This is a genomic window from Paraburkholderia sp. BL21I4N1 (assembly GCF_002973525.1).
Classification (GTDB): domain Bacteria; phylum Pseudomonadota; class Gammaproteobacteria; order Burkholderiales; family Burkholderiaceae; genus Paraburkholderia.
On sequence record NZ_PVEN01000032.1, the window covers coordinates 1 to 21,556 of the forward strand.

A 21,556-nucleotide genomic window follows, 5' to 3' on the forward strand; every position below is an offset into this window, starting at 1 on the left:
ACCGTGAAACGACTCCACGCCGATGATAGTGCGGATTGCCCGTGTGAAAGTAGGTAATCGTCAGGCTCCCCTGCAGAAAACAGAAACCCCACCCCAGAAGGTGGGGTTTCTGCGTTTACGGCAGGGGAAAATCTCAGGCCTATCCCACCGTCCATATCCGGCACGACGGGCAAACCGTCACGTTGCACACTGGCGGACCCAGCCCTCCCACGCCGTCCAACCACGCCCATTGTTCGCTCGGAAAACGGGCATCAGCGCGCACCTTCCTTCATGCTCTCGCCCCGAGCGACCCCCAAACCACCAACCACAAAACCCGCAAAATTCGAAACTAGAGGCGGCAACCGATAACTCACCATCTCTAGCATCGCTAACACAAGCCCTATCTTCCCTCAGCCAAAAACCGCTGCGCCAGTTGCACCCAATACGTCGAGCCAATAGGCAGCAACTCATCGTTAAAGTCATAGCTTGCGTTATGCAGGATGCAAGGACCTGCACCGTGTCCCGAATCCCTGTGGCCGCCATCGCCGTTACCTAGAAAGGCGTAGCACCCCGGCTTCGCCAGCAACATGAAGGAAAAGTCCTCGGCGCCCATCGTCGGCTCGACCGAGTCGTCGACATTTTCCGCCCCCACAATTTCCTTCATGACTGTCGCTGCAAAGCGAGCCTCCTCGCTACTGTTGATAGTCGGCGGGTAATTTCGGTGGAAGTGCACATTCACCGAGCAATCGTAAGCGTCGGCGGTGCTCGCTGCGATCTTGCGCATACGCGCTTCGATCAGATCAAGCGTTTCGGTAGTAAATGTGCGCACCGTGCCTGCAAGCCACGCATCATTTGGAACCACATTCAACGCGTCGCCAGCGTGAATCTGCGTGATCGACAGTACAGCGGTATCGAGCGGTTTCTTATTACGCGTGATGATGCCTTGCAATCCATTCGCAATCTGCACGGCAGTAAAGACCGGATCGCGCCCGTTATGCGGCAACGCCGCGTGCGAGCCGATACCTTTGATCTCAATACGAAATTCGTTGCTCGACGCCATGATCGGACCTGCGGTCACGCCGAATTGGCCCGCCGGCATGCCCGGCCAGTTGTGGATGCCGAACACCGCATCCACGGGAAACTTCACGAACAGACCGTCGTCGATCATGGCCTGTGCGCCGGCGCCGCCTTCCTCGGCAGGCTGGAAGATGAAGACGATCGTGCCGTCGAATTCACCATGCTTCACCAGATGCCGCGCTGCGCCGAGAAGCATGGCGGTATGTCCATCGTGGCCACACGCGTGCATCTTTCCATCGTTTTTCGACCGATGTTCGAAGCTGTTTAGCTCCTGAATCGGCAGCGCGTCCATATCGGCCCGAAGTCCAATAGAACGCGCGCTCGTGCCTCGTCTAAGTACGCCGACCACACCGGTTTTGCCCAGTCCGCGGTGCGTTTCGATGCCCCAGGATTCAAGGGATCTGGCGACCAGATCTGCGGTCGCCGTCTCCTCATAGCGCAATTCCGGGTGGGCGTGGATGGTTCGTCGGAGAGTCTGGATTTCGCCGTGGGCGGCCTGGATTTCGGGGATCAGTTTCATGATGGAGTGATATTGCGCTTGTGCTTTGACTTGCGTGGGATCGCTCGGGCTCACGTGACCCGGGCACGGTGATGAACGATTCTACGCCGAAGGCATTTTTGGCGGCAGCATGCAGGTTAACCGCCAATGGACGTAATAAAATTCGGCATCGCCTCACCGCTCCCCTCGACGGACCGACCATGAATGCTCCGACTGAATTCGCCCGCGCCGTGTGTCCCCACGATTGCCCGGACACCTGCGCGATGCGCGTCACCGTCGAAGAGGGCAAGGCGATCAAGGTGGTCGGCGATCCCGATCATCCGCCGACGCAAGGCGCGTTGTGTACCAAAGTCAGCCGATACGCGGAGCGCGTGCATCATCCGCGTCGCTTGACCACACCAATGAAGCGCGTCGGCCGTAAAGGCGAGGGCCGCTTTGAACCGATCAGTTGGGACGAGGCGCTCGAACTCGCCGCAACTCGCCTGTCGGAGATTGCCCGCCGCGCGCCGGAAGCGATCTTGCCGTACAGCTACGCCGGCACGATGGGTCTGATTCAGGGCGATAGCATCGCCCAGCGGTTTTTCCACAAACTCGGTGCGTCGCAACTGGACCGAACGATCTGCGCCGCGGCCGGCGCGGCCGGGCTGAAATATACGTACGGCGCGAGCGTCGGCATGCTGACCGAGTTTTTCGCCGAGAGCGAGATCATTCTGATCTGGGGCTCGAATCCGATCGCGTCGAACCTGCATTTCTGGACGCGCGCTCAGGAGGCCAAACGCCGAGGCGCGCGGCTGATCGCGATCGATCCGTATCGCTCGTTGACCGCGGAAAAATGCCATCAGCACATTGCGCTGAAACCCGGCACCGACGGTGCATTGGCGCTCGGCATGACGAGCGTGCTAATCACGGAGAATCTGCTCGATCACGCCTATATCGCCGACCATACGCTGGGTTTCGCCGAACTGAAGGCCCGCGCGCTGACGTATTCGCCATCGCGCGTCGCCGACATTTGCGGTATCGACGAGCACGTGATCGTCGATCTTGCGCGACTCTACGGCAGCACGAAGAAGGCCGCGATCCGGATGAACTACGGCCTCCAGCGAGTTCGCGGCGGTGGCAATGCCGTGCGCGCCATTGCCAGTCTGCCTTCTCTGACGGGCGCATGGCGCGAGCGGGCCGGCGGTGCGCTACTGTCGTCGGGTGGCTGGGCGCCGGTCGACTCGCATGCGTTGCAACGTCCGGATCTGATGCCAGGCTGGCCGGCCAATCCCAGCCGCGTCATCAACATGAACGCGATCGGCGATGCTTTGCTGCATCCTGGCAACGCCGCTTTTGGACCGAAGGTCGAAGCCATCATCGTCTACAACTCGAATCCGGTGGCCGTTGCACCGGATTCCGAGCGGGTCGCGGCAGGCTTTGCACGCGACGATCTATTCACGATCGTCCTGGAGCATTTCCAGACCGACACCGCGGACTACGCCGATCTCCTGTTGCCGGCCACGACGCAACTCGAGCATCTCGACGTGCACAAGTCCTACGGCCACACACACGTCATGGTCAACTTGCCGGCGATCGCGCCGGTCGGCGAAGCGCGGCCCAACACGGAAATCTTCCGCGGCTTCGCGCGGCACATGGGCCTCGACGAGCCGGCGCTGTTCGAGAGCGATGAAACCCTCGCGCGAGCCGCTTTCCGTTGGCAGGACAAAACGCTCGAAGGCGTGAGTTGGGAGACGCTGAAGCAGACCGGTTGGGCGAGGCTGAAGCTGCCCGACGCGCCCTTCGCCGAGGGCGAATTCCGCACGCCGTCCGGAAAGTGTGAGTTTTACAGCGAGCGCCTCGCGCAGCAGGGGCTCGACCCGCTGCCGGATTATCTGCCGCCCTACGAATCGGCCGACGGCGCGCCCGAGCTTGCTGCCCGTTACCCGCTGGCCATGATCTCGCCGCCCGCGCGCAATTTCCTGAACAGCACCTTCGTCAACGTCGAGAGTCTGCGCTCGACTGAAGGCGAACCGCATCTGGAAATGCATCCTGCCGACGCACAGTCGCGCGACATCGTCGATGGCGCGCAGGTGCGCATCTTCAACGATCGCGGCTCGATGCAGGCGCGCGCCCGCGTCACGGATAAGGCGCGCGCGGGGCTCGTGGTCGGCCTGTCGATCTGGTGGAAAAAACTCGCACCGGACGGCCGCAATGCAAATCAGGTCACCAGTCAGGCACTCACCGATCTAGGCGGATCGGCCACGTTCTACGACTGCCTCGTCGAAGTCGAGCGCGTCTGAAACGTGCTCAAACATCCCGTGGCTGCTGGCCAGAACAGGTTCGAGGCCGCAGTCTAACCCCAGCGCTTTTCGCGAATAGCACAGAGGTGCCCATGCTACGATGCGTTTTTAGCACGACCATTCGAAAATAAAGGAGGAGACGCTGCATGGACAAAATCTGGCTGAAATCTTATCCGCCCGGCGTTCCCGCAGAGATCGACCCGACTCGCTATTCGTCGGTCGCCGACCTGCTCGAGGAAGCCTTCCGCGACCATCGCGCCAAACCGGCGTTCGTCTGCATGGGCAAGCAGATCAGTTACGGCGAGCTCGACACGCTCTCGCGCAAACTGGCTGCGTGGTTTCAGTCGAAGGGTCTCGCGCGCGGCTCCCGTATCGCGATCATGATGCCGAACGTGTTGCAATATCCGGTGGCGATCGCCGCGATTTTGCGCGCCGGTTACGTGGTCGTGAACGTGAACCCGCTTTACACGCCGCGCGAACTCGAGCATCAGCTCAAGGACAGCGGCGCTGAAGCGATCATTCTGCTCGAGAATTTCGCGGTGACGCTGCAGGCGATTGTGCGCAATACCGCGGTCAAGCACGTTGTCGTTGCGGCCATGGGCGACCTGATGGGCATCAAGGGCTCGTTGGTGAACTTCGTCGTGCGCCGGGTCAAGAAGATGGTGCCGGCCTGGAATCTGCCGGGCCACGTCAGATTCAACACGGCGATCGCCGAAGGCGGTCGGCAAAGCTTCAAGCCGGTTCAGCAAGGCCCGGACGACGTCGCGTTTCTCCAATACACCGGCGGCACGACCGGCGTGGCCAAGGGCGCGACGCTGCTACACCGGAATCTGATCGCCAACGTGCTGCAGTCGGAGATCTGGCTCGAGCCGGTCCGCGCCGGCCGCACCGATATCGATCAGTTCATCACGGTCGTCGCGCTGCCGCTTTATCACGTGTTCGCGCTGACCGTTTGTGGACTGCTGACGATCCGTACCGGCGGCCTCGGCGTGCTGATTCCGAATCCGCGCGATATCCCTGGCATGATCAAGGCGCTGCAGGGCTACCAGATCAATACGATTCCGGCGGTCAACACGCTCTATAACGCGATGCTGAACAGCCCGGATTTCCATAAGCTCGATTTCTCGAAACTGCTTGCCGCGAACGGTGGCGGTATGGCGGTGCAGGAAGCGGTGGCCAAGCGCTGGTACGAACGCACGCATACGCCGATTATCGAAGGCTATGGGTTGTCGGAGACTTCGCCGTGCGTGACCTGCAACCCGGTGAGCGTCACGGAATACAGCGGGACGATCGGTTTGCCGCTGCCGTCGACGGAAATTTCGATTCGCGACGACGACGGCAACGAGGTGCCGCTCGGTCAGCCGGGTGAAATCTGCATCCGCGGGCCGCAGGTGATGGCGGGCTACTGGAATCGTCCGGACGAAACGGCGAAGGTGATGACGTCGGACGGTTTCTTCAAATCCGGCGACGTGGGCTTCATGAACGAAGGAGGCTTCGTCAAGATCGTGGACCGTAAGAAGGACATGATTCTGGTGTCCGGCTTCAACGTTTATCCGAACGAGATCGAAGACGTGGTCGCGAAGCTGCCGGGCGTGTTCGAAGTCGCGGCGGTCGGCGTCCCCGATCAGCACTCGGGCGAAGCGGTGAAGTTGTTCGTCGTGAAGAAGGATCAAGCGCTTACCGACGCGGACATTTTCGCGTACTGCAAAACGCAGTTGACCGGCTATAAGCGGCCGAAGATCGTTGAATTCCGCACGGAACTGCCGAAGAGCAACGTCGGCAAGATTCTGCGTCGTGAGTTGCGCGACGGCCGGGCATAAGCGTCAGGCAATAGTCTATAGAGACAGAAAGGCCCGACAGACGGAAGTCTGCCGGGCCTTTTTTTCATCAAGCCGCCACTGCGGAAGCGTACGGGACGAAACGCAATCGGTCTTCGCATACCCAGCCATATAAAAAAAGGCGCCCGAAGGCGCCTTTGAGGCAGACTGCTTTATTACGACTTATTAGAACTTGTGGCGGATGCCGACGCGAGCCGTGAACTGGTTCTGGTTCGACGAACCCGACAGGCCGTTGATGCCAGCCGTAGCTGCGACCGTTGCGCCGGCTGCGTTCAGCGTGTCGCCCAGAGCGTGTTGGTACACACCCGTCACGTACACGTCGGTACGCTTCGACAGGAAGTAGTCCACGCCGACTGCGCCTTGGTGGTACTGAGCGCGCGATGCGCCAGCGATTTCCACGCCGCGCGTGTAGTCATATGCAGCGCCGATCAGCAATGCCGGGGTCAACTGATACTTGAAGTTGAGTTCCGCGTTGTTGAACGTAGCCGATTGGCCCTTGTACTGAGCCAGGCCCGGCGACGTGTACGACGCACCCAGGTTGCCGAAGCGGATGTTCGAGTACGTTGCACCGATCGTTGCCGCGCCGAACGTGTACGCGCCGCCTGCACCGATCACCTGGTACGTGTTAGCCGATGCGAAGCCAGCGTACGACGGCGTCGTCACTGCAGCGTTCGCTGCCGTGGTCGTGCCGCCGTTGTTGAACAGGCCACCCGAAGCCGACGGGGTGCGTGCGTTCAAGTAACCGACGCCCAAAACGAGGGGACCATTGTTGTAGCCAGCGCCCAACGACCAGATCTGGTTCGACGTAACGTTGCCTGCAACACCGCCGAAGCTGTACGTGCCGCCGAACGTCAGGCCGCCGTAGTTTGCGCTCGTGTACTTGACCGTGTTGTTGGTGCGGTACGCGTTGTTGAAGTTGTCGATGTCGCCCGGGTGAGCAGCGATGTAGCCGCCCCACTGGTCGCCCGCTTCCAGCGGACCGACATAGTCGACCACGGAGTCGTACTGACGACCCAGCGTGACCGTGCCGAATTGGCTCGACAGGCCGACGTAAGCTTGACGACCGAACATCAGGCCGCCTTGACCCAGCTTGCCGGTGTTCACGTCAAAGCCGTTTTCCAACACGAAGATGGCCTTCAGACCGCCGCCCAGATCTTCCGTGCCGCGCAGGCCGAAACGCGAGCCTTGCAGAACGCCGCTGGACAGGTTGTACAGGTGCTTGCCACCCGAGTTGGTGTTGACGTTGAAGCCTTCGTCAATGATGCCGTACAGGGTCACGCTGCTCTGAGCATGTGCGACGCCTGCGAATGCGCCCAGTGCTGCGAGAGCGAGAAGCGACTTTTTCATCGAATGATCTCCAAGGATTACGAATCTTTTGTACAAGGCGAATATTTGTCTAGCGTTGAGGCCTTGCTTGTCCAACTTCGCGAGAAGTTGCACGTAATGTAACAAAAGGCATACATGGCACAAAGAAAAAGGAGACGGCCTGGAACGCTCCTGTTTCGTTTACGCAACATGGTCTAAAATCAGGAATTGGCCGTCGAAATCATGCGGATCAAAGGTTTTCGCGGCGCCGTGTTCCGCCCGCAAAGCCTTGTCACACGGGCCTTCCGGTTTGTCGGGGCGGCTGTCGAATGAGGGAGTGCTGAATGTTTCTGGACGAGTTGATTAGCGAATTTGATCGGGGTTTACGCTCAATGACCGGCGTGTCGCGGATGAGTCGTCCGTTACCGGTTCCGCAAGAATCATCGGTGAGTGGCGAGGTGCCTGAACTCTCACCCGCGGAGCGCGCGCATGCCGCCGGATTGATGCGTGTGAACCATGTCGGCGAGGTGTGCGCCCAGGCGCTTTACCAGGCGCAAAAGCTCGCCACCCGGTCGCCTTCATTGCAAGCGGTGTTCACGCGTGCCGCGATCGAGGAAGAAGATCACCTCGCATGGACCGCGAAACGCCTCGAAGCCCTCGATTCGCGTCCGAGTCTGTTGAACCCGGTCTGGTACACCGGCGCGCTGGCTATCGGTCTTGCGGCCGGCCGTCTGGGCGACCGCGTGAGCCTGGGTTTCATGGCGGAAACCGAGCGGCAGGTGGAGCAGCATCTGGATAGCCATCTTGACCAGTTGCCGGCCGCCGACCACGCGTCGCGCGCCATCGTCGAGCAGATGCGTGTGGATGAAGCCGAGCACGGCAAGGCCGCCATGGACGCCGGTGGCATCGAGTTGCCGTTGCCCGTGCGTGCGCTGATGCGCGCGGTGTCGAAAGTCATGACGCGCACCGCCTATTACATATAGGGCATAAAAAAGCCGAAACCGGGATTCAGGATAGAAAATGCAGCCCCGGCACCGTCGGCAGAACGCAAGACCGGAAGTGGGACGGCGCCTCGCGCGTCGTCCGCCGCAAGTCGCTGAAAATCCCGCCGGCACCCCCCAATCCCGCTTCACGATCTCTTACATTCCGCGCTGTTCCCCCGCACTTTTCACGTATCACCTTCACAAGTTGCACTAGCTCATTCATTTATAACGGTTTTCCGTTTTATGTCTGACGTGAAGTAGTCGCGCTAAGTCCTTGTTCTAACAAACAAAATTCGGTCAAAAAGCGGTTATCTCCCTTGACCCCTCTTTAGCGTTACTCTAAAGTGGGAGACAGTGTGAGAAAGTGTATTTTTGTGTGATCTCACGGGTGGTTTGGGGTAGATTTTCACGAATCGGGCAGCGGCCGCAAAAAAGCGCCGCGACAGCAATCAGTGGCATGAGGCCGGAGTCCATCACTCGGGTCGACAGGGGAGAGCGAAGTGTTCCAAGGGGCGTCGGCGCTGACGCTCGATGCGAAAGGGCGGATGTCGATCCCCTCTCGCTATCGGGATGCGCTGCAAACACAGGCAGAGGGCCGGGTGACGATCACCAAGCACCCGGACGGCTGCCTGTTGCTCTTTCCGCGCCCGGAATGGGAGATCTTCCGCGACAAGGTCGACAAGCTGCCTATGAACGCAGCTTGGTGGAAGCGCATTTTTCTCGGCAATGCAATGGATGTGGATATGGACGGTGCAGGGCGCGTGCTCGTGTCGCCGGAATTGCGCGCGGCTGGCGCATTGGAAAAAGAAGTGAACCTGCTCGGTATGGGTCGTCACTTCGAGCTGTGGGACGCACAGATCTACGCCGCGAAGGAACAGGCGGCCATCGCCGAGGGCATGCCCGAAGCTTTAAAGAATTTCACGTTCTGATCGCGGCTCACATATATGGCACCTGCGATGGGAAACGAATTGCAGCATCGCACGGTGCTGCTGGATGAAGCGGTCGGCGCGCTGGTCAATCGCGCGGATGGCGTTTATGTGGACGGCACGTTCGGGCGCGGTGGTCACAGCCGCCTGGTGTTGGAGAAGCTGGCCGAGTCGGGGCGTCTGATCGCGTTCGACAAAGACCCGCTCGCCATTGCCACGGCGCAGCAGATCGCGGATCCGCGCTTCAGCATCGTGCACGAGAGTTTTGCTTCACTGCGCGCCGCGGTCGCGGAGCGTGGCGTAGGGCGGGTGTCGGGCATCTTGCTGGATCTGGGCATATCGTCGCCGCAAATCGACGATCCGGAGCGGGGCTTCAGCTTCCGCGCCGACGGCCCGCTCGACATGCGTATGGACCCGACGCGCGGCGAGTCCGCGGCTGACTGGCTGGCGCGGGCCACGGTGCAGGAACTGACGGAGGTGATACGAGATTATGGGGAAGAACGGTTTGCTTTTCAGATTGCAAAGGCGCTTGTTGCTCGCCGGGCAGAGTCCTACCGTCTTGGGCCTCTCGTCAGCACGGGCGAGCTTGCCCAAATCGTGGCTAACGTCGTCAAGACCCGTGAGAAGGGCAAGGATCCGGCAACCCGCACCTTTCAAGCTATACGGATTCACATCAATCAAGAGCTTGCGGAGCTGCAAGTCGTTTTAGAAGCAGCGTTGTCGCTGCTGGAGCAAGGGGGGCGGCTGGTGGTCATCAGCTTTCATTCGCTCGAGGACCGGATCGTCAAGCGATTCCTGCAGGCGCACGCCAGTACGCCTCAGGTGGATCGTCGCCTGCCGATTCGTGCCGTCGACCTGCCGAGCCCTCCGCTCAAAATCATCGGCCGTGTGTTCGCGAGCGAAGCTGAAGTCGCCGCCAACCCGCGCGCCCGTTCTGCCGTGATGCGTGTGGCGGAGCGGATCGCGCCATGAACCGCCTCAATATCTTCCTGCTGATCATCGTGATGGGTTGCGCGTTGTCGGTCGTCAACGCGACCAATCAGCAGCGGCAGATTTTTATCCAGTTGCAGCGCGCTCAATCGCAGGAGCGTCAGCTGCAGCAGGACTATTCGCAGCTTCAATATCAGCAGAGCGCGCTGTCGAAAACCTCCCGCATCGAACAGATCGCGACCGACTCGCTGAAAATGCAGTCGGTCACGACCGGCCGCACCCAGTACCTGACGCTCGACCCGGGCGCCGCCAAGGCTGAGGACGCGCCGATCCCGACTTCCGGTCCGGCCTCGGCGCCGCTGGCGACCCGTCGCGGAGGTGTGCGATGAAAAAATCGTCGACTCGCAAGAGCGTGGCCTTCTCGGCCAACCCGATCCTGTCGGTGCGCTTGCCCATGTGGCGCTCGAAACTCGTCGTGTTCATGCTGTTCATGGCGTTTGTCGCGCTGGCCGGGCGCGCGTTCTGGATTCAGGGGCCGGGCAACGCGTTCTATCAGAAGCAGGGCGAAATCCGCTATCAGCGCCGCCTCGAATTGCCGGCCACGCGCGGCAAGATTCTCGACCGTAACGGTCTCGTGCTCGCCACGAGTTTGCCGGTGCGCGCGATCTGGGCGATTCCCGAGTCGGTGCCGGACGATCTCGGCGCGGACAAACTGACCTCGCTGGGCCAATTGCTCGGCATGACGAACAAGGAACTGCGCGCCAAGCTGTCGGAAGACAAGAACTTCGTCTACGTGAAGCGCCAGGTGCCGGTGGACATAGCCGAGAAAGTGAGCGCGCTGGATATTCCCGGCATTTACGCGCGCGACGAATACAAGCGCTTCTATCCGGAAGGCGAGATCACGGCCCACCTGATCGGCTTCACCAATGTGGAAGACGAAGGCCAGGAAGGCGTCGAACTCGGCGACCAGAAGCTGCTCGCCGGCGTGTCGGGCAGCCGCCGCGTGATCAAGGACCGCATGGGCCACATCATTGAAGATGTGGACGAGCAGGTCGTGCCGCACAACGGCGAAGACGTGGACTTGTCGATCGACAGCAAGATCCAGTACATCGCTTATACGAACCTGAAGGCGGCTGTCGAGAAATTCAAGGCGAAGGCCGGTGCGGCGATGGTGATCGACGTGCGGACCGGCGAAGTGCTGGCGCTCGTCAATTACCCAACGTACAACCCGAACGACCGTTCGCACCTGACCGGCGATCAACTGCGCAACCGCATCCTGACCGACACGTTCGAGCCGGGCTCGATCATGAAGCCGTTCACGGTCTCGCTCGCGCTCGATCTGCACCGCGTCACGCCGACTACACTGGTAGATACCGGGGGTGGCCGCTTTGTGCTGGACGGCGCGCCGATTACCGACGACAGCGCGTTCGGCGTGCTGACCGTGGGCGGCGTGATCCAGAAGTCGAGCAACATCGGCGCGACGAAGATCGCCATGCAGCTCAAGCCCGAAGAGATGTGGAATATGTATACCAGCATCGGTCTCGGCCAGGCGCCGAAGGTCGGCTTCCCGGGCGCGGCGGCGGGCCGTCTGCGGCCGTGGAAGAGCTGGCGGCGCATCGAGCAGGCAACCATGTCGTATGGCTACGGTCTCTCGGTGTCGCTGTTCCAGTTGGGCCGCGCCTACACCGCGATCGCGCACGACGGTGAAATCATGCCGGTGTCGATCTTCCGCACGCCGGGCGATCAGCCGGCCACGGGTCCGCAGATCTTCGCGCCGACCACCGCTCGCGAAGTGCGCGCCATGCTCGAAACCGTCACCGCGCCGGGCGGCACGTCGCCGGATGCGGCCGTGCCGGGCTATCGCGTCGGCGGCAAGAGCGGTACCGCGTACAAGCACGGCGCGCATGGTTACGACCACTCCAAATATCGCGCGTCGTTCGTCGGCATGGCGCCGATGCCGAATCCGCGCATCGTCGTCGCCGTGTCGGTCGACGAACCGACGGCGGGTAGCCACTTCGGCGGTCAGGTGTCGGGACCGGTGTTCTCGACGATCGTCGGCGATACGCTGCGCTCGCTGAATGTGCCGCCTGATATGCCGGTCAAGCAGATGGTGGTGTCGGACGATTCGGCGCCGCCCGCGCCTACCGCACCGGCCACGCCTGCGGCGGCCAAGAAACTTTCCACTAGCGCCGGCGCTAAAAAGATGACGATTTCCGCCTCCGCGAAAAGCCACCCGGGAGTCGTGCGATGAGCGCATTGCGCAAGCACCATCCCGCTCACCGGCAGATCGCCGACGCGCTCAACTGGCTGCACGCACGCGTGCAGCCAGGCGCGCATCTGCATGCCGACACGCGTTCGCTCGCAGCGGGCGACGCATTTTTCGCTTACGCGGTCGATGGCGCGGACAACCGTCCGTTTATCGAAGGTGCGCTCGAACGTGGCGCCGCTGCGGTGCTGGTGCAGCCCGAGGGTTATTCCGCTCAGATCGATCCGTCCAGCACGCTGGCCGTGCCGGCGCTAAATGAACTAGCCGGTTCGATTGCGAGCGGTTGGTACGGCGACCCGAGCGACGCGATGCTGGCGGTCGGCATTACCGGGACGAACGGCAAGACGTCGTGCAGCCAGTGGGTGTCGGCGGCGCTGACCGCGCTCGGCCAGCGCTGCGCGATTATCGGCACGCTCGGCACCGGCTTGCCGGGCCAACTGGTGCACACCGGTTTCACGACGCCCGACGCGCCGCAATTGCAGCGCAGCCTCGCGCAGTTGCGCGACGCGGGCGCGCAGGCGGTGGCGATGGAAGTGTCGTCGCATGCGCTGCATCAGGGGCGTGTGAACGGCACGGCGTTCGACATCGCCGTGTTCACGAACCTCACGCAAGACCATCTCGACTATCACGGCACCTTCGCGGCCTATGAAGCGGCAAAGGCACGTCTGTTCGCGTGGCCGGAACTGCGCGCGGCCGTGATCAATCGCGACGATGCCGCCGGTCGCCGTTTGCTCGCCAGCACGCAAGGTCACGCCCGCACGATCGCCTACGGCCTCGACGCCACGTTGCAAGACGCGCCGCAAGCCGATGCGTTGCTGCTCGCGTCGAACGTGCGCGCCACGGCCACCGGCACCGCGTTCCATCTGAGCACCTTAGATTGGGGCGATGCCGAAGTCGAAGTCCAAACGCTCGGCGCGTTCAACGTGAGCAATCTGCTCGGCGTGCTCGGCGCGCTGCTCGCCGCCGACGTGCCGTTCCACGCCGCGCTCGCCGAACTGTCGAAGCTCGAACCGGTGAACGGCCGCATGCAGCGCCTCGGCGGCCGCTTGCAGAACGACGAGCCGCTGGTGGTGATCGACTACGCGCACACGCCGGACGCGCTGGAAAAAACCCTCGAAGCGCTGCGCCCCATGGCGGCCGCGCGCGGCGGCGAACTGATCTGCATGTTCGGCTGCGGCGGCGACCGCGACGCGACCAAGCGTCCGCTGATGGGCGCGATCGCCGAAAGGCTCGCCGACGGCGTGGTCGTGACCAGCGACAACCCGCGCAGCGAAGATCCGCAAGCAATCCTCGAGCAGATCGCCGCGGGCATGCAGAACGCGTCGAAGGCGCGCCGCATCGAAGACCGCGCGAGTGCAATCCTGCAAGCGATCCGCACTGCCGCGCGTGAAGACGTCATCGTGCTGGCCGGCAAGGGGCATGAAGCCACCCAGGAAATCATGGGCAAGAAACGCGCTTTCTCCGATCAGGATCACGCTCGCCTCGCGCTTGCCGCGCGTGCGACGCATGCACGCGGAGGTGGCGAATGAGTCAGTCAGGACATGCCATGTTCTCGCTACGTGAAGCCGCTGCGCTGATTCCGGGCGCTACCGTGCTCGGCGACGATAGCGTGACGATCGAGCGCATTTCGACCGACAGCCGCAGCGCCGGCCCGGGCGATCTGTTCATCGCGATCAAGGGCGAGCGCTTCGACGCGCACGACTTTCTGCCGCAAGTCGCGGCGCGCAACGTGACGGCCGCGCTGGTCACGCGCACGCCGGCGGACTGGAACGTGCCGTCGCTAGTCGTGAGCACCGATACGCGCGTCGCGCTCGGCGTGCTCGCGCGCGGCTGGCGCCGCCAGTTCGCGATGCCGCTCGTCGCCGTGACAGGCAGCAACGGCAAGACCACGGTCAAGGAAATGATCGCGTCGATCTTCGCCGCCGCCGTGGGTGAGCAAAACCGGCTCGCCACGGCCGGCAACTTCAACAACGACATCGGCTTGCCGCTCACGCTGTTCCGTCTGCACGCCGCGCATCAACTGGCGGTGGTCGAACTCGGTATGAACCATCCGGGCGAAACCTCGTTGCTGGCGAAGATCGCCGAGCCGACCGTCGCCGTGGTGAACAACGCGCAGCGCGAGCATCAGGAATTCATGGCGACCGTCGAAGCGGTCGCGCTCGAACACGCCAGCGTGATTCACGCGTTGTCGCCGGAAGGCGTGGCCGTGTTCCCGGCCGACGACGCCTACGCGAGCATCTGGCGCGTGGCGGCCACCGGCAGTCGCATCATGGACTTCGCGCTGAACTCGGCCGAGCGCATGACCGAAGCCGCCGTCAAAGGCACGTTTAACGGCAAGGCGTTGAGCATCGACACGCCGGCAGGTCACGTTGAAGCCACGCTGCAAGTACTCGGCAATCACAATGCGCACAACGCATTGGCCGCGACGTCCGCCGCCTTGGCTGCAGGCGTGTCGCTCGACGCGATCAAGCGCGGTCTCGAATCGTTCGGCGCCGTGAAGGGGCGTTTGCAGGTCAAGCACGCGGCCGTCGGCGCGCTGACCGGCGCCACCGTGATCGACGACACCTACAACGCCAATCCCGACTCGATGCGCGCCGCGATCGACGTGCTCGCGGCGTGTGTATCGCCGCGCGTGCTGGTGATGGGCGACATGGGCGAAGTCGGCGACAACGGTCCGGCGTTCCATCGCGAAATCGGTTCATACGCGAAGGAACGCGGTATCGACGCGCTGTACGCAATGGGCGACGCCTCGCGCGACGCCTGCACCGCGTATGGCGCGGACGCGCACCACGTGGCCGACGTCGGCACGCTGGTCGCGCAATTGCAGCAGGCCGGTTTCGGTTCTGCGGCAACGCTTCTCGTGAAAGGCTCGCGCTTCATGCAAATGGAACGCGTGGTGGACGCCGTGACGAGTCCACAACCCAACGCAGCGGGCACGACGCCCGCCGCACATTGAACTAGAAGGACCGAAGCATGCTACTGGCGCTGGCGCAATGGCTGCAGAATGACGCAAGCTTCTTGCGCGTGTTCAGTTATCTGACATTCCGTGCGGTGATGGCTACCATCACCGCGCTGCTGATCGGGCTCGTCTGCGGCCCGGCGGTGATTCGTAAGCTGACCGCGATGAAGGTCGGCCAGGCCGTTCGTAAAGACGGTCCGCAATCGCACCTGGTCAAATCCGGCACGCCGACCATGGGCGGTGTGCTGATTCTGCTCGGCATCGCGGTGGCCACGCTGCTGTGGGCCGATCTGACCAACCGCTTCATCTGGATCGTGATGCTCGTCACGTTCGGCTTCGGCGTGATCGGCTGGGTCGACGATTACCGTAAGGTGGTCTACAAGGACCCGCGCGGCATGTCGTCGCGCGAAAAGTATTTCTGGCAGTCGCTGATCGGCCTGTTCGCGGCGGTCTATCTGGCGTTCAGCGTGTCCGAAGCGAACAACGTGCGGGTCTTCGACCTGTTCATGGCGTGGGTGCGCAGCGGCTTGTCGATGGGCTTGCCCGCGCGCGCCGACCTGATGCTGCCGTTCGTCAAGTCGATCAGCTATCCGCTCGGCGTGTGGGGCTTCATCGTGCTGACGTATCTGGTGATCGTCGGTTCGAGCAATGCGGTCAATCTCACCGACGGCCTCGACGGCCTCGTCATCATGCCGGTCGTGCTGGTGGGTGCGTCGCTCGGCGTGTTCGCCTATGTGATGGGCAGTTCGGTCTACTCGAAGTACCTGCTGTTCCCGCACATCGCGGGCGCGGGCGAGTTGCTGATCTTCTGTTCGGCGATGGGCGGAGCCGGGCTCGCGTTCCTCTGGTTCAACACGCACCCGGCGCAGATGTTCATGGGCGACGTGGGCGCGCTCGCACTCGGTGGCGCGCTCGGCACGGTCGCGGTGATCGTGCGTCAGGAAATCGTGCTGTTCATCATGGGCGGCATTTTCGTCGCCGAGACGCTGTCCGTGATGTTGCAGGTCACGTGGTTCAAATTCACCAAGCGCCGTTTCGGCGAAGGGCGGCGTCTCTTCAAGATGGCGCCGCTGCATCACCATTTCGAATTGTCGGGCTGGAAGGAAACGCAGGTCGTTGTGCGCTTCTGGATCATCACGCTCATGTTGTGTCTGTTCGGTTTGTCCACGCTCAAGTTGCGTTAAAGCAGGTTTTAAGGGAAGCAGGCGATGTTCGGCGAGAAGTTTCGGGATCGGCAAAAGCCGATGGTGCTCGTGCTGGGACTGGGTGAATCCGGTCTCGCGATGGCGCGCTGGTGCGCGCGGCACGGCTGTCGGCTGCGTGTGGCCGATACGCGCGAGGTGCCGCCGAATCTGTCCGCGCTGGAAGCACACCGCGTCGACGCCGAATTCGTCGGCGGCGCGTTTTCGCCGGCCTTGCTCGACAGTATCGAACTCGTGGCGATCAGTCCGGGCTTGTCGCCGCTCGCGGCCGATCTGCTGCCGCTGATTACCGCCGCGCGCGAGCAGGGCATTCCGGTTTGGGGCGAACTCGAGTTGTTCTCGCTGGCGTTGCAGACGCTCGGCGAAAGCGGCTACGCGCCGAAGGTGCTCGCGATCACCGGCACCAACGGCAAAACCACCACCACCAGCCTAACCGGCTTGCTGTGCGAACGCGCCGGCAAGAAGGTCGCGGTGGCGGGCAACATCAGCCCGTCGCTGCTCGACAAGCTCAGCGAAGCGATCGACAACACCGCGCTGCCCGACGTGTGGGTGCTCGAACTGTCGAGCTTCCAGCTCGAAACCGCGCACACGTTCGCGCCGGACGCGGCCGCGGTGCTGAACATCACACAAGACCACCTGGACTGGCACGGTGGCCTCGATGCGTACGCTGCCGCGAAGGGCCGCATCTTCGGTACACAGACCGTGCGCGTGCTGAATCGCGACGACGCCCGGGTGATGTCGCTCGCGCCTTCGGCGGACAGCGAAGCCGAAGTCGTGACGTTCGGCGTCACCGAGCCGAAGAACGACGGCGACTACGGTTTGCTGCGCGAGAACGGCATCGTCTGGCTGGTCGAAGCGCATGACCTCGACGCGAGCGATGAACCGGTGCCCAAGCGCCGTCGCAAGAACGAAGCCGTGGCGTTGCCGAATATCGCGCTGAAGCGCCTGATGCCGGCGGACGCCTTGCGCATTCGCGGTTTGCACAATGCCGCAAACGCGCTGGCCGCGTACGCGCTCACGCGCGCCGTCGGCCTGCCGGGCGCGCCGCTGCTGCACGGCTTGCGTGAATATCGCGGTGAGCCGCATCGGGTGGAATTGATCGCGTCGATCGAAGGCGTCGATTACGTGGACGACAGCAAGGGCACCAACGTCGGTGCAACGGTCGCAGCACTCGACGGCCTCGCGCAACGCGTGGTGCTGATCGCTGGCGGCGACGGCAAGGGTCAGGAGTTCGATCCGCTCGCCGCGCCGGTCATGCGCTGGTGTCGTGCCGTGATGCTGATCGGCCGCGACGCGCCGCAGATTCGCGCCGCGCTGGAACACACCGGCATCGCGCTGACCGACCACGCCACGCTCGAGGACGCGACGCGTGCCGCCACCGCGCTGGCGCAACCGGGCGACGCCGTGCTGCTGTCGCCGGCCTGCGCGAGTTTCGACATGTTCAAGGGTTACGCGCACCGCGCCGAGGTATTTCGCGGCACGGTGGAAGACATCGCGGCCGAACGGGGGACGATGATATGAGCTGGTCGGAACGCTTCGGTTCACGCACCGCGGGCGCTGGCGCCGGCGAAGGCGCCTCGGGTGGCGGCGCGGCGCGCGCCGGCGGGCGCACGGGCAGCGGCCTGGCGAGCGCCGTCAACGGCGTGCGTCCGCTGCGCTCGCGGATGCTCGACTATGACCACTCGTTGCTGTGGGTGGTCGTCGCGCTGCTCGGGCTCGGGGTCGTGATGGTGTATTCGGCGTCGATCGCGATGCCGGACTCGCCGAAGTATTCGTCTTACCGCGACTGGGCGTTTCTCGCGCGGCAGATTCTGTTCGTGGTGCTGGGCTCGGTGATCGGTATCGCCGCATTCCGCATTCCGATCTCGACGTGGGACAAGTACGCGCCGAAGCTGTTCCTGATCTCGCTGGCCGCGCTGGTCGTCGTGCTGATTCCGCACATCGGCAAGGGCGTGAACGGCGCGCGCCGCTGGATTCCGCTCGGCATCACGAACATGCAGCCGTCGGAAATCATGAAGCTCGCGGTCACCATCTACGCCGCGAACTACACGGTGCGCAAGCAGGAATACATGCACAGCTTCGCCAAGGGCTTTCTGCCGATGGCGGTCGCGGTCGGCCTCGTCGGCGCGTTGCTGCTGCTCGAGCCGGACATGGGCGCGTTCATGGTGATCGCGGCGATCGCAATGGGCGTGCTGTTCCTCGGCGGTGTGAACGGCAAGCTGTTCGGCGGCCTCGTGGCCACGGCGGTGGGCACGTTCAGCTTGCTGGTGTGGGCGTCGCCATGGCGTCGCGAGCGGATTTTCGCGTACCTCGATCCGTGGGACGACCGTTACGCGCAGGGCAAGGCGTATCAATTGACGCACTCGCTGATTGCCTTCGGGCGCGGCGAGTGGTTCGGCGTGGGCCTCGGCGGCAGCGTCGAGAAGCTCAACTATCTGCCGGAAGCGCATACCGACTTCATCCTCGCGGTGATCGGCGAGGAACTCGGTTTTGTCGGCGTGCTGGTGGTGATCCTGATGTTTTACTGGATCGTGCGCCGTTCGTTCGAGATCGGCCGTCAGGCGCTCGCGCTCGACCGCACGTTCGCGGGCCTCGTCGCGAAGGGTATCGGTATCTGGTTCGGCGCGCAGACCTTCATCAACATGGGCGTGAATCTCGGCCTGCTGCCGACTAAAGGCCTCACGTTGCCGCTAGTGAGTTATGGCGGCTCGGGCATTTTGCTGAACTGCGTCGCGGTGGCGGTGTTGATGCGCGTGGATTACGAAAATCGGGTGCTGATGCGTGGGGGCAAAGTATGACCGCTGTGCCGCAACGCACGCTGATGGTGATGGCCGGTGGCACCGGGGGACACGTGTTCCCGGGCCTCGCGGTCGCGCACCTGATGCAGGCGTGGGGCTGGAAGGTCGTGTGGCTCGGCAATCCCGCGGGAATGGAAGCGACGCTGGTGCCGAAGCACGGCATTCCGATGGAATACGTGCGCTTCGGCGGACTGCGCGGCAAGGGGTTGAAGACCAAGCTGATGTTGCCGCTGAATTTGCTGCGCGCCTGCACGCAAAGTCTTTCCGTGCTGCGTCGCGTGAAGCCGGATGTGGTGCTCGGCATGGGCGGTTACATCACGTTCCCGGCGGGTTTGATGACGGCGTTGAGCGGTCGTCCGCTGGTGCTGCATGAACAGAATTCGATCGCGGGCCTCGCCAACAAGGTGCTCGCGAAGCTCGCCAAACGCGTGCTGGTTGCGTTCCCGAACGCATTGCCGCACGGCGAATGGACCGGAAACCCGATTCGTGAGGAACTTGCGCGCGCAATTGCACCCAAAGCACGCTACGCGCAACGCAGCGGTCCGCTGAATGTGCTGGTGGTGGGCGGCAGTCTGGGCGCGGCGGCGTTGAACGAAGTGGTGCCGCGTGCGGTGGCGTTGCTCGCGCCGAATGAACGGCCGCGCATCGTGCATCAGGCGGGCGCGAAGCATATCGAGGCGCTGCGCGAGAACTACGCGGCAGCCGGTTTGCAGACCGGCACGGACGTCGAACTCGTGGCGTTCATCGACGACATGACGAGCGCGTACGCGAACGCCGATCTGGTGATCTGCCGTTCGGGCGCGATGACGGTGTCGGAGATTTCAGCGGTTGGGGTAGCGGCGTTCTTCGTGCCGTTCCCGTTTGCAGTAGACGATCACCAGACAACCAATGCAGCGTTCCTCGCCGGCAATGGCGCGGCGCTGGTCGTGCAGCAACGCGATCTGTCGGCGGAGATGCTCGCCGACTGGTTGCGCAGCCAGACGCGGGCAAGTCTCGCGGACATGGCGGAGCGTTCGCGCTCGCTCGCGAAACCCGACGCCACGGAGCAGGTCGCGCAGATTTGCGCGAGCGTGGCGGGTTCGATTTCGGGCGCGAGCCCAGAAGGAAAGCAATGAAACACATCGTCAAACATATTCATTTTGTCGGCATCGGCGGTGTCGGCATGAGCGGCATCGCGGAGGTGCTGGTCAATCTCGGCTATCAGGTGAGCGGCTCGGATCTGTCGAGCAACGCGATCACCGATCGTCTCGCGAACCTCGGCGCGCGGATCGCGATCGGTCACGCGGCGGAGAACATCGAAGGCGCGAACGCAGTGGTCGTTTCGACCGCGGTGCGTAGCGACAACCCGGAAGTGCTGGCCGCGCGTCATCGCCGCATTCCGATCGTGCCGCGCGCGGTGATGCTCGCGGAACTGATGCGTCTGAAGCAGGGCATTGCGATTGCCGGTACGCACGGCAAGACCACGACCACTTCGCTGGTGGCGAGCGTGCTGGCGGCGGGCGGGCTCGATCCGACCTTTGTGATCGGCGGCCGGTTGATCAGCGCGGGCGCGAATGCGCGGCTGGGTACGGGCGACTTTATCGTCGCCGAAGCGGATGAGTCGGACGCGTCGTTCCTGAATCTGTTCCCGGTGATCGAAGTCATTACGAACATCGACGCCGATCACATGGACACCTACGGCCACGACTTCGCGCGGCTCAAGCAGGCGTTTATCGAGTTCACGCACCGTCTGCCGTTTTACGGCATCGCGGTGCTGTGCGTCGACGATCCGAACGTGAAGGAAATCTTGCCGTTCGTGTCGAAGCCGATCATCCGCTACGGCCTGGCGCCCGATGCGCAGGTGCGCGCGGTCAACGTCACGGCGCACGACGGCAAGATGCATTTCACCGCCATGCGCGAAGATGCGGCGCCGCTCGACATTGTGTTGAACCTGCCGGGCGAGCACAACGTGCAGAACGCGCTCGCCGCGATTGCGATTGCGACTGAACTTGAAGTGAAAGATGCCGATATCCAGCGAGCGCTGGCGGATTTCAACGGCGTGGGCCGGCGCTTCCAGCGCTACGGCGAAGTGCCGGTACTGAGCGAAGGCAACCCGGCCGGCACGTACACGCTGGTCGACGACTACGGTCATCACCCGGTCGAAATGGCCGCGACGGTGGCGGCGGCGCGCGGTGCGTTTCCGGGCCGGCGGTTGGTGCTGGCGTTCCAGCCGCACCGCTTCACGCGCACGCGTGACTGCTTCGAAGATTTTGTGAAGGTGCTGTCGACCGTCGACGCGCTCGTGCTGACCGAAGTCTATTCGGCCGGCGAAGCGCCGATCGTCGCCGCGGACGGCCGCGCGTTGGCGCGTGCGCTGCGCGTGACGGGCAAGGTCGAACCGGTGTTTCTCGATTCGGTGGACGAAGTGCCGGACGCGCTCGCAGCAGTGGTGCGTGCCGGCGATGTGGTGATCACGATGGGCGCGGGTTCGATCGGCGGTGTGCCGGGTCGCCTCGCTCAGGAAACGAAGGTGTGA

At 63.1% G+C, this 21,556-nt stretch carries 16 protein-coding genes; 14 read left to right on the forward strand and 2 right to left on the reverse strand.

The annotated features are described in order from the left end of the window. Positions 1 to 379: 379 nt before the first annotated feature. Positions 380 to 1,576: a M20 aminoacylase family protein gene (locus B0G83_RS36970; RefSeq protein WP_105512236.1), complete on the reverse strand. Its 1,197-nt coding sequence runs from the start codon at positions 1,574 to 1,576 to the stop codon at positions 380 to 382. Between the two features lie 179 nt (positions 1,577 to 1,755). Here B0G83_RS36970 and B0G83_RS36975 point away from each other — a divergent pair, with 179 nt between their 5' ends. Together B0G83_RS36975 and B0G83_RS36980 are read left to right on the forward strand one after the other, a co-directional pair. After that, positions 1,756 to 3,834 carry a molybdopterin-dependent oxidoreductase gene (locus B0G83_RS36975; protein WP_105512214.1) on the forward strand — a complete coding sequence of 693 codons (2,079 nt, stop codon included), beginning with the start codon at positions 1,756 to 1,758 and terminating at the stop codon, positions 3,832 to 3,834. A gap of 146 nt (positions 3,835 to 3,980) precedes the next feature. After that, positions 3,981 to 5,654, forward strand: coding sequence for a long-chain fatty acid--CoA ligase (locus B0G83_RS36980; protein ID WP_105512215.1), 1,674 nt, complete (start codon positions 3,981 to 3,983; stop codon positions 5,652 to 5,654). A 183-nt stretch (positions 5,655 to 5,837) separates the two neighbouring features. Here B0G83_RS36980 and B0G83_RS36985 read toward each other — a convergent pair whose 3' ends face one another. Further along, positions 5,838 to 7,019 (reverse strand): porin, encoded by a 1,182-nt coding sequence (locus B0G83_RS36985; RefSeq protein ID WP_105512216.1) that lies wholly within the window; start codon positions 7,017 to 7,019, stop codon positions 5,838 to 5,840. Positions 7,020 to 7,321: 302 nt separating this feature from the next. Here B0G83_RS36985 and coq7 point away from each other — a divergent pair, with 302 nt between their 5' ends. From coq7 to murC, 12 genes are all read left to right on the forward strand, one after another. Next, a complete protein-coding gene (gene coq7, locus B0G83_RS36990) occupies positions 7,322 to 7,960 on the forward strand; it encodes a 2-polyprenyl-3-methyl-6-methoxy-1,4-benzoquinone monooxygenase (RefSeq protein ID WP_105512217.1) in 639 nt (212 codons plus the stop codon). A 500-nt stretch (positions 7,961 to 8,460) separates the two neighbouring features. Then, a complete protein-coding gene (gene mraZ / locus B0G83_RS36995; RefSeq protein WP_035548869.1) occupies positions 8,461 to 8,889 on the forward strand; it encodes a division/cell wall cluster transcriptional repressor MraZ in 429 nt (142 codons plus the stop codon). Positions 8,890 to 8,904: 15 nt separating this feature from the next. After that, positions 8,905 to 9,858 (forward strand): 16S rRNA (cytosine(1402)-N(4))-methyltransferase RsmH, encoded by a 954-nt coding sequence (rsmH, locus tag B0G83_RS37000; RefSeq protein ID WP_105512218.1) that lies wholly within the window; start codon positions 8,905 to 8,907, stop codon positions 9,856 to 9,858. Further along, positions 9,855 to 10,205, forward strand: a complete 351-nt coding sequence (gene ftsL, locus B0G83_RS37005) for a cell division protein FtsL (RefSeq protein ID WP_105512219.1) — start codon at positions 9,855 to 9,857, stop codon at positions 10,203 to 10,205. The genes rsmH and ftsL overlap by 4 nt, the downstream gene beginning before the upstream one ends. Next, complete coding sequence (locus B0G83_RS37010) at positions 10,202 to 12,067, forward strand: penicillin-binding protein 2 (protein ID WP_105512220.1); 1,866 nt, start codon at positions 10,202 to 10,204, stop codon at positions 12,065 to 12,067. Before ftsL ends, B0G83_RS37010 begins: the two co-directional genes overlap by 4 nt. After that, positions 12,064 to 13,611 (forward strand): UDP-N-acetylmuramoyl-L-alanyl-D-glutamate--2,6-diaminopimelate ligase, encoded by a 1,548-nt coding sequence (locus tag B0G83_RS37015; protein WP_105512221.1) that lies wholly within the window; start codon positions 12,064 to 12,066, stop codon positions 13,609 to 13,611. The genes B0G83_RS37010 and B0G83_RS37015 overlap by 4 nt, the downstream gene beginning before the upstream one ends. Further along, the gene (murF, locus tag B0G83_RS37020; RefSeq protein ID WP_105512222.1) at positions 13,608 to 15,038 is read left to right on the forward strand and encodes a UDP-N-acetylmuramoyl-tripeptide--D-alanyl-D-alanine ligase; all 1,431 of its coding nucleotides are present in this window, start codon (positions 13,608 to 13,610) and stop codon (positions 15,036 to 15,038) included. The genes B0G83_RS37015 and murF overlap by 4 nt, the downstream gene beginning before the upstream one ends. Before the next feature lie 17 nt (positions 15,039 to 15,055). Next, on the forward strand, positions 15,056 to 16,225 hold the full coding sequence (gene mraY, locus B0G83_RS37025; RefSeq protein WP_105512223.1) for a phospho-N-acetylmuramoyl-pentapeptide-transferase: 1,170 nt from the start codon (positions 15,056 to 15,058) through the stop codon (positions 16,223 to 16,225). 24 nt (positions 16,226 to 16,249) lie between these two features. Continuing rightward, entirely contained in the window at positions 16,250 to 17,764 is a 1,515-nt protein-coding gene (gene murD / locus B0G83_RS37030; RefSeq protein ID WP_105512224.1) for a UDP-N-acetylmuramoyl-L-alanine--D-glutamate ligase, read from the forward strand. Beyond that, positions 17,761 to 19,041 (forward strand): putative lipid II flippase FtsW, encoded by a 1,281-nt coding sequence (gene ftsW, locus B0G83_RS37035; RefSeq protein ID WP_105512225.1) that lies wholly within the window; start codon positions 17,761 to 17,763, stop codon positions 19,039 to 19,041. The genes murD and ftsW overlap by 4 nt, the downstream gene beginning before the upstream one ends. Continuing rightward, on the forward strand, positions 19,038 to 20,156 hold the full coding sequence (gene murG, locus B0G83_RS37040) for an undecaprenyldiphospho-muramoylpentapeptide beta-N-acetylglucosaminyltransferase (protein WP_105512226.1): 1,119 nt from the start codon (positions 19,038 to 19,040) through the stop codon (positions 20,154 to 20,156). Before ftsW ends, murG begins: the two co-directional genes overlap by 4 nt. Next, entirely contained in the window at positions 20,153 to 21,556 is a 1,404-nt protein-coding gene (gene murC, locus B0G83_RS37045; RefSeq protein WP_105512227.1) for a UDP-N-acetylmuramate--L-alanine ligase, read from the forward strand. The genes murG and murC overlap by 4 nt, the downstream gene beginning before the upstream one ends.

Bases quoted from the DNA above. Each gene is read 5' to 3' on its own strand.
- rsmH (WP_105512218.1), top strand. From the start codon at position 8,905: ATGGCACCTGCGATGGGAAACGAATTGCAGCATCGCACGGTGCTGCTG.
- ftsW (WP_105512225.1), top strand. From the start codon at position 17,761: ATGAGCTGGTCGGAACGCTTCGGTTCACGCACCGCGGGCGCTGGCGCC.
- B0G83_RS36980 (WP_105512215.1), top strand. From the start codon at position 3,981: ATGGACAAAATCTGGCTGAAATCTTATCCGCCCGGCGTTCCCGCAGAG.
- B0G83_RS36985 (WP_105512216.1), bottom strand. From the start codon at position 7,019: ATGAAAAAGTCGCTTCTCGCTCTCGCAGCACTGGGCGCATTCGCAGGC.
- mraY (WP_105512223.1), top strand. From the start codon at position 15,056: ATGCTACTGGCGCTGGCGCAATGGCTGCAGAATGACGCAAGCTTCTTG.
- B0G83_RS36975 (WP_105512214.1), top strand. From the start codon at position 1,756: ATGAATGCTCCGACTGAATTCGCCCGCGCCGTGTGTCCCCACGATTGC.
- B0G83_RS37010 (WP_105512220.1), top strand. From the start codon at position 10,202: ATGAAAAAATCGTCGACTCGCAAGAGCGTGGCCTTCTCGGCCAACCCG.
- ftsL (WP_105512219.1), top strand. From the start codon at position 9,855: ATGAACCGCCTCAATATCTTCCTGCTGATCATCGTGATGGGTTGCGCG.
- murC (WP_105512227.1), top strand. From the start codon at position 20,153: ATGAAACACATCGTCAAACATATTCATTTTGTCGGCATCGGCGGTGTC.
- B0G83_RS37015 (WP_105512221.1), top strand. From the start codon at position 12,064: ATGAGCGCATTGCGCAAGCACCATCCCGCTCACCGGCAGATCGCCGAC.
- murD (WP_105512224.1), top strand. From the start codon at position 16,250: ATGTTCGGCGAGAAGTTTCGGGATCGGCAAAAGCCGATGGTGCTCGTG.
- murF (WP_105512222.1), top strand. From the start codon at position 13,608: ATGAGTCAGTCAGGACATGCCATGTTCTCGCTACGTGAAGCCGCTGCG.
- B0G83_RS36970 (WP_105512236.1), bottom strand. From the start codon at position 1,576: ATGAAACTGATCCCCGAAATCCAGGCCGCCCACGGCGAAATCCAGACT.
- coq7 (WP_105512217.1), top strand. From the start codon at position 7,322: ATGTTTCTGGACGAGTTGATTAGCGAATTTGATCGGGGTTTACGCTCA.
- murG (WP_105512226.1), top strand. From the start codon at position 19,038: ATGACCGCTGTGCCGCAACGCACGCTGATGGTGATGGCCGGTGGCACC.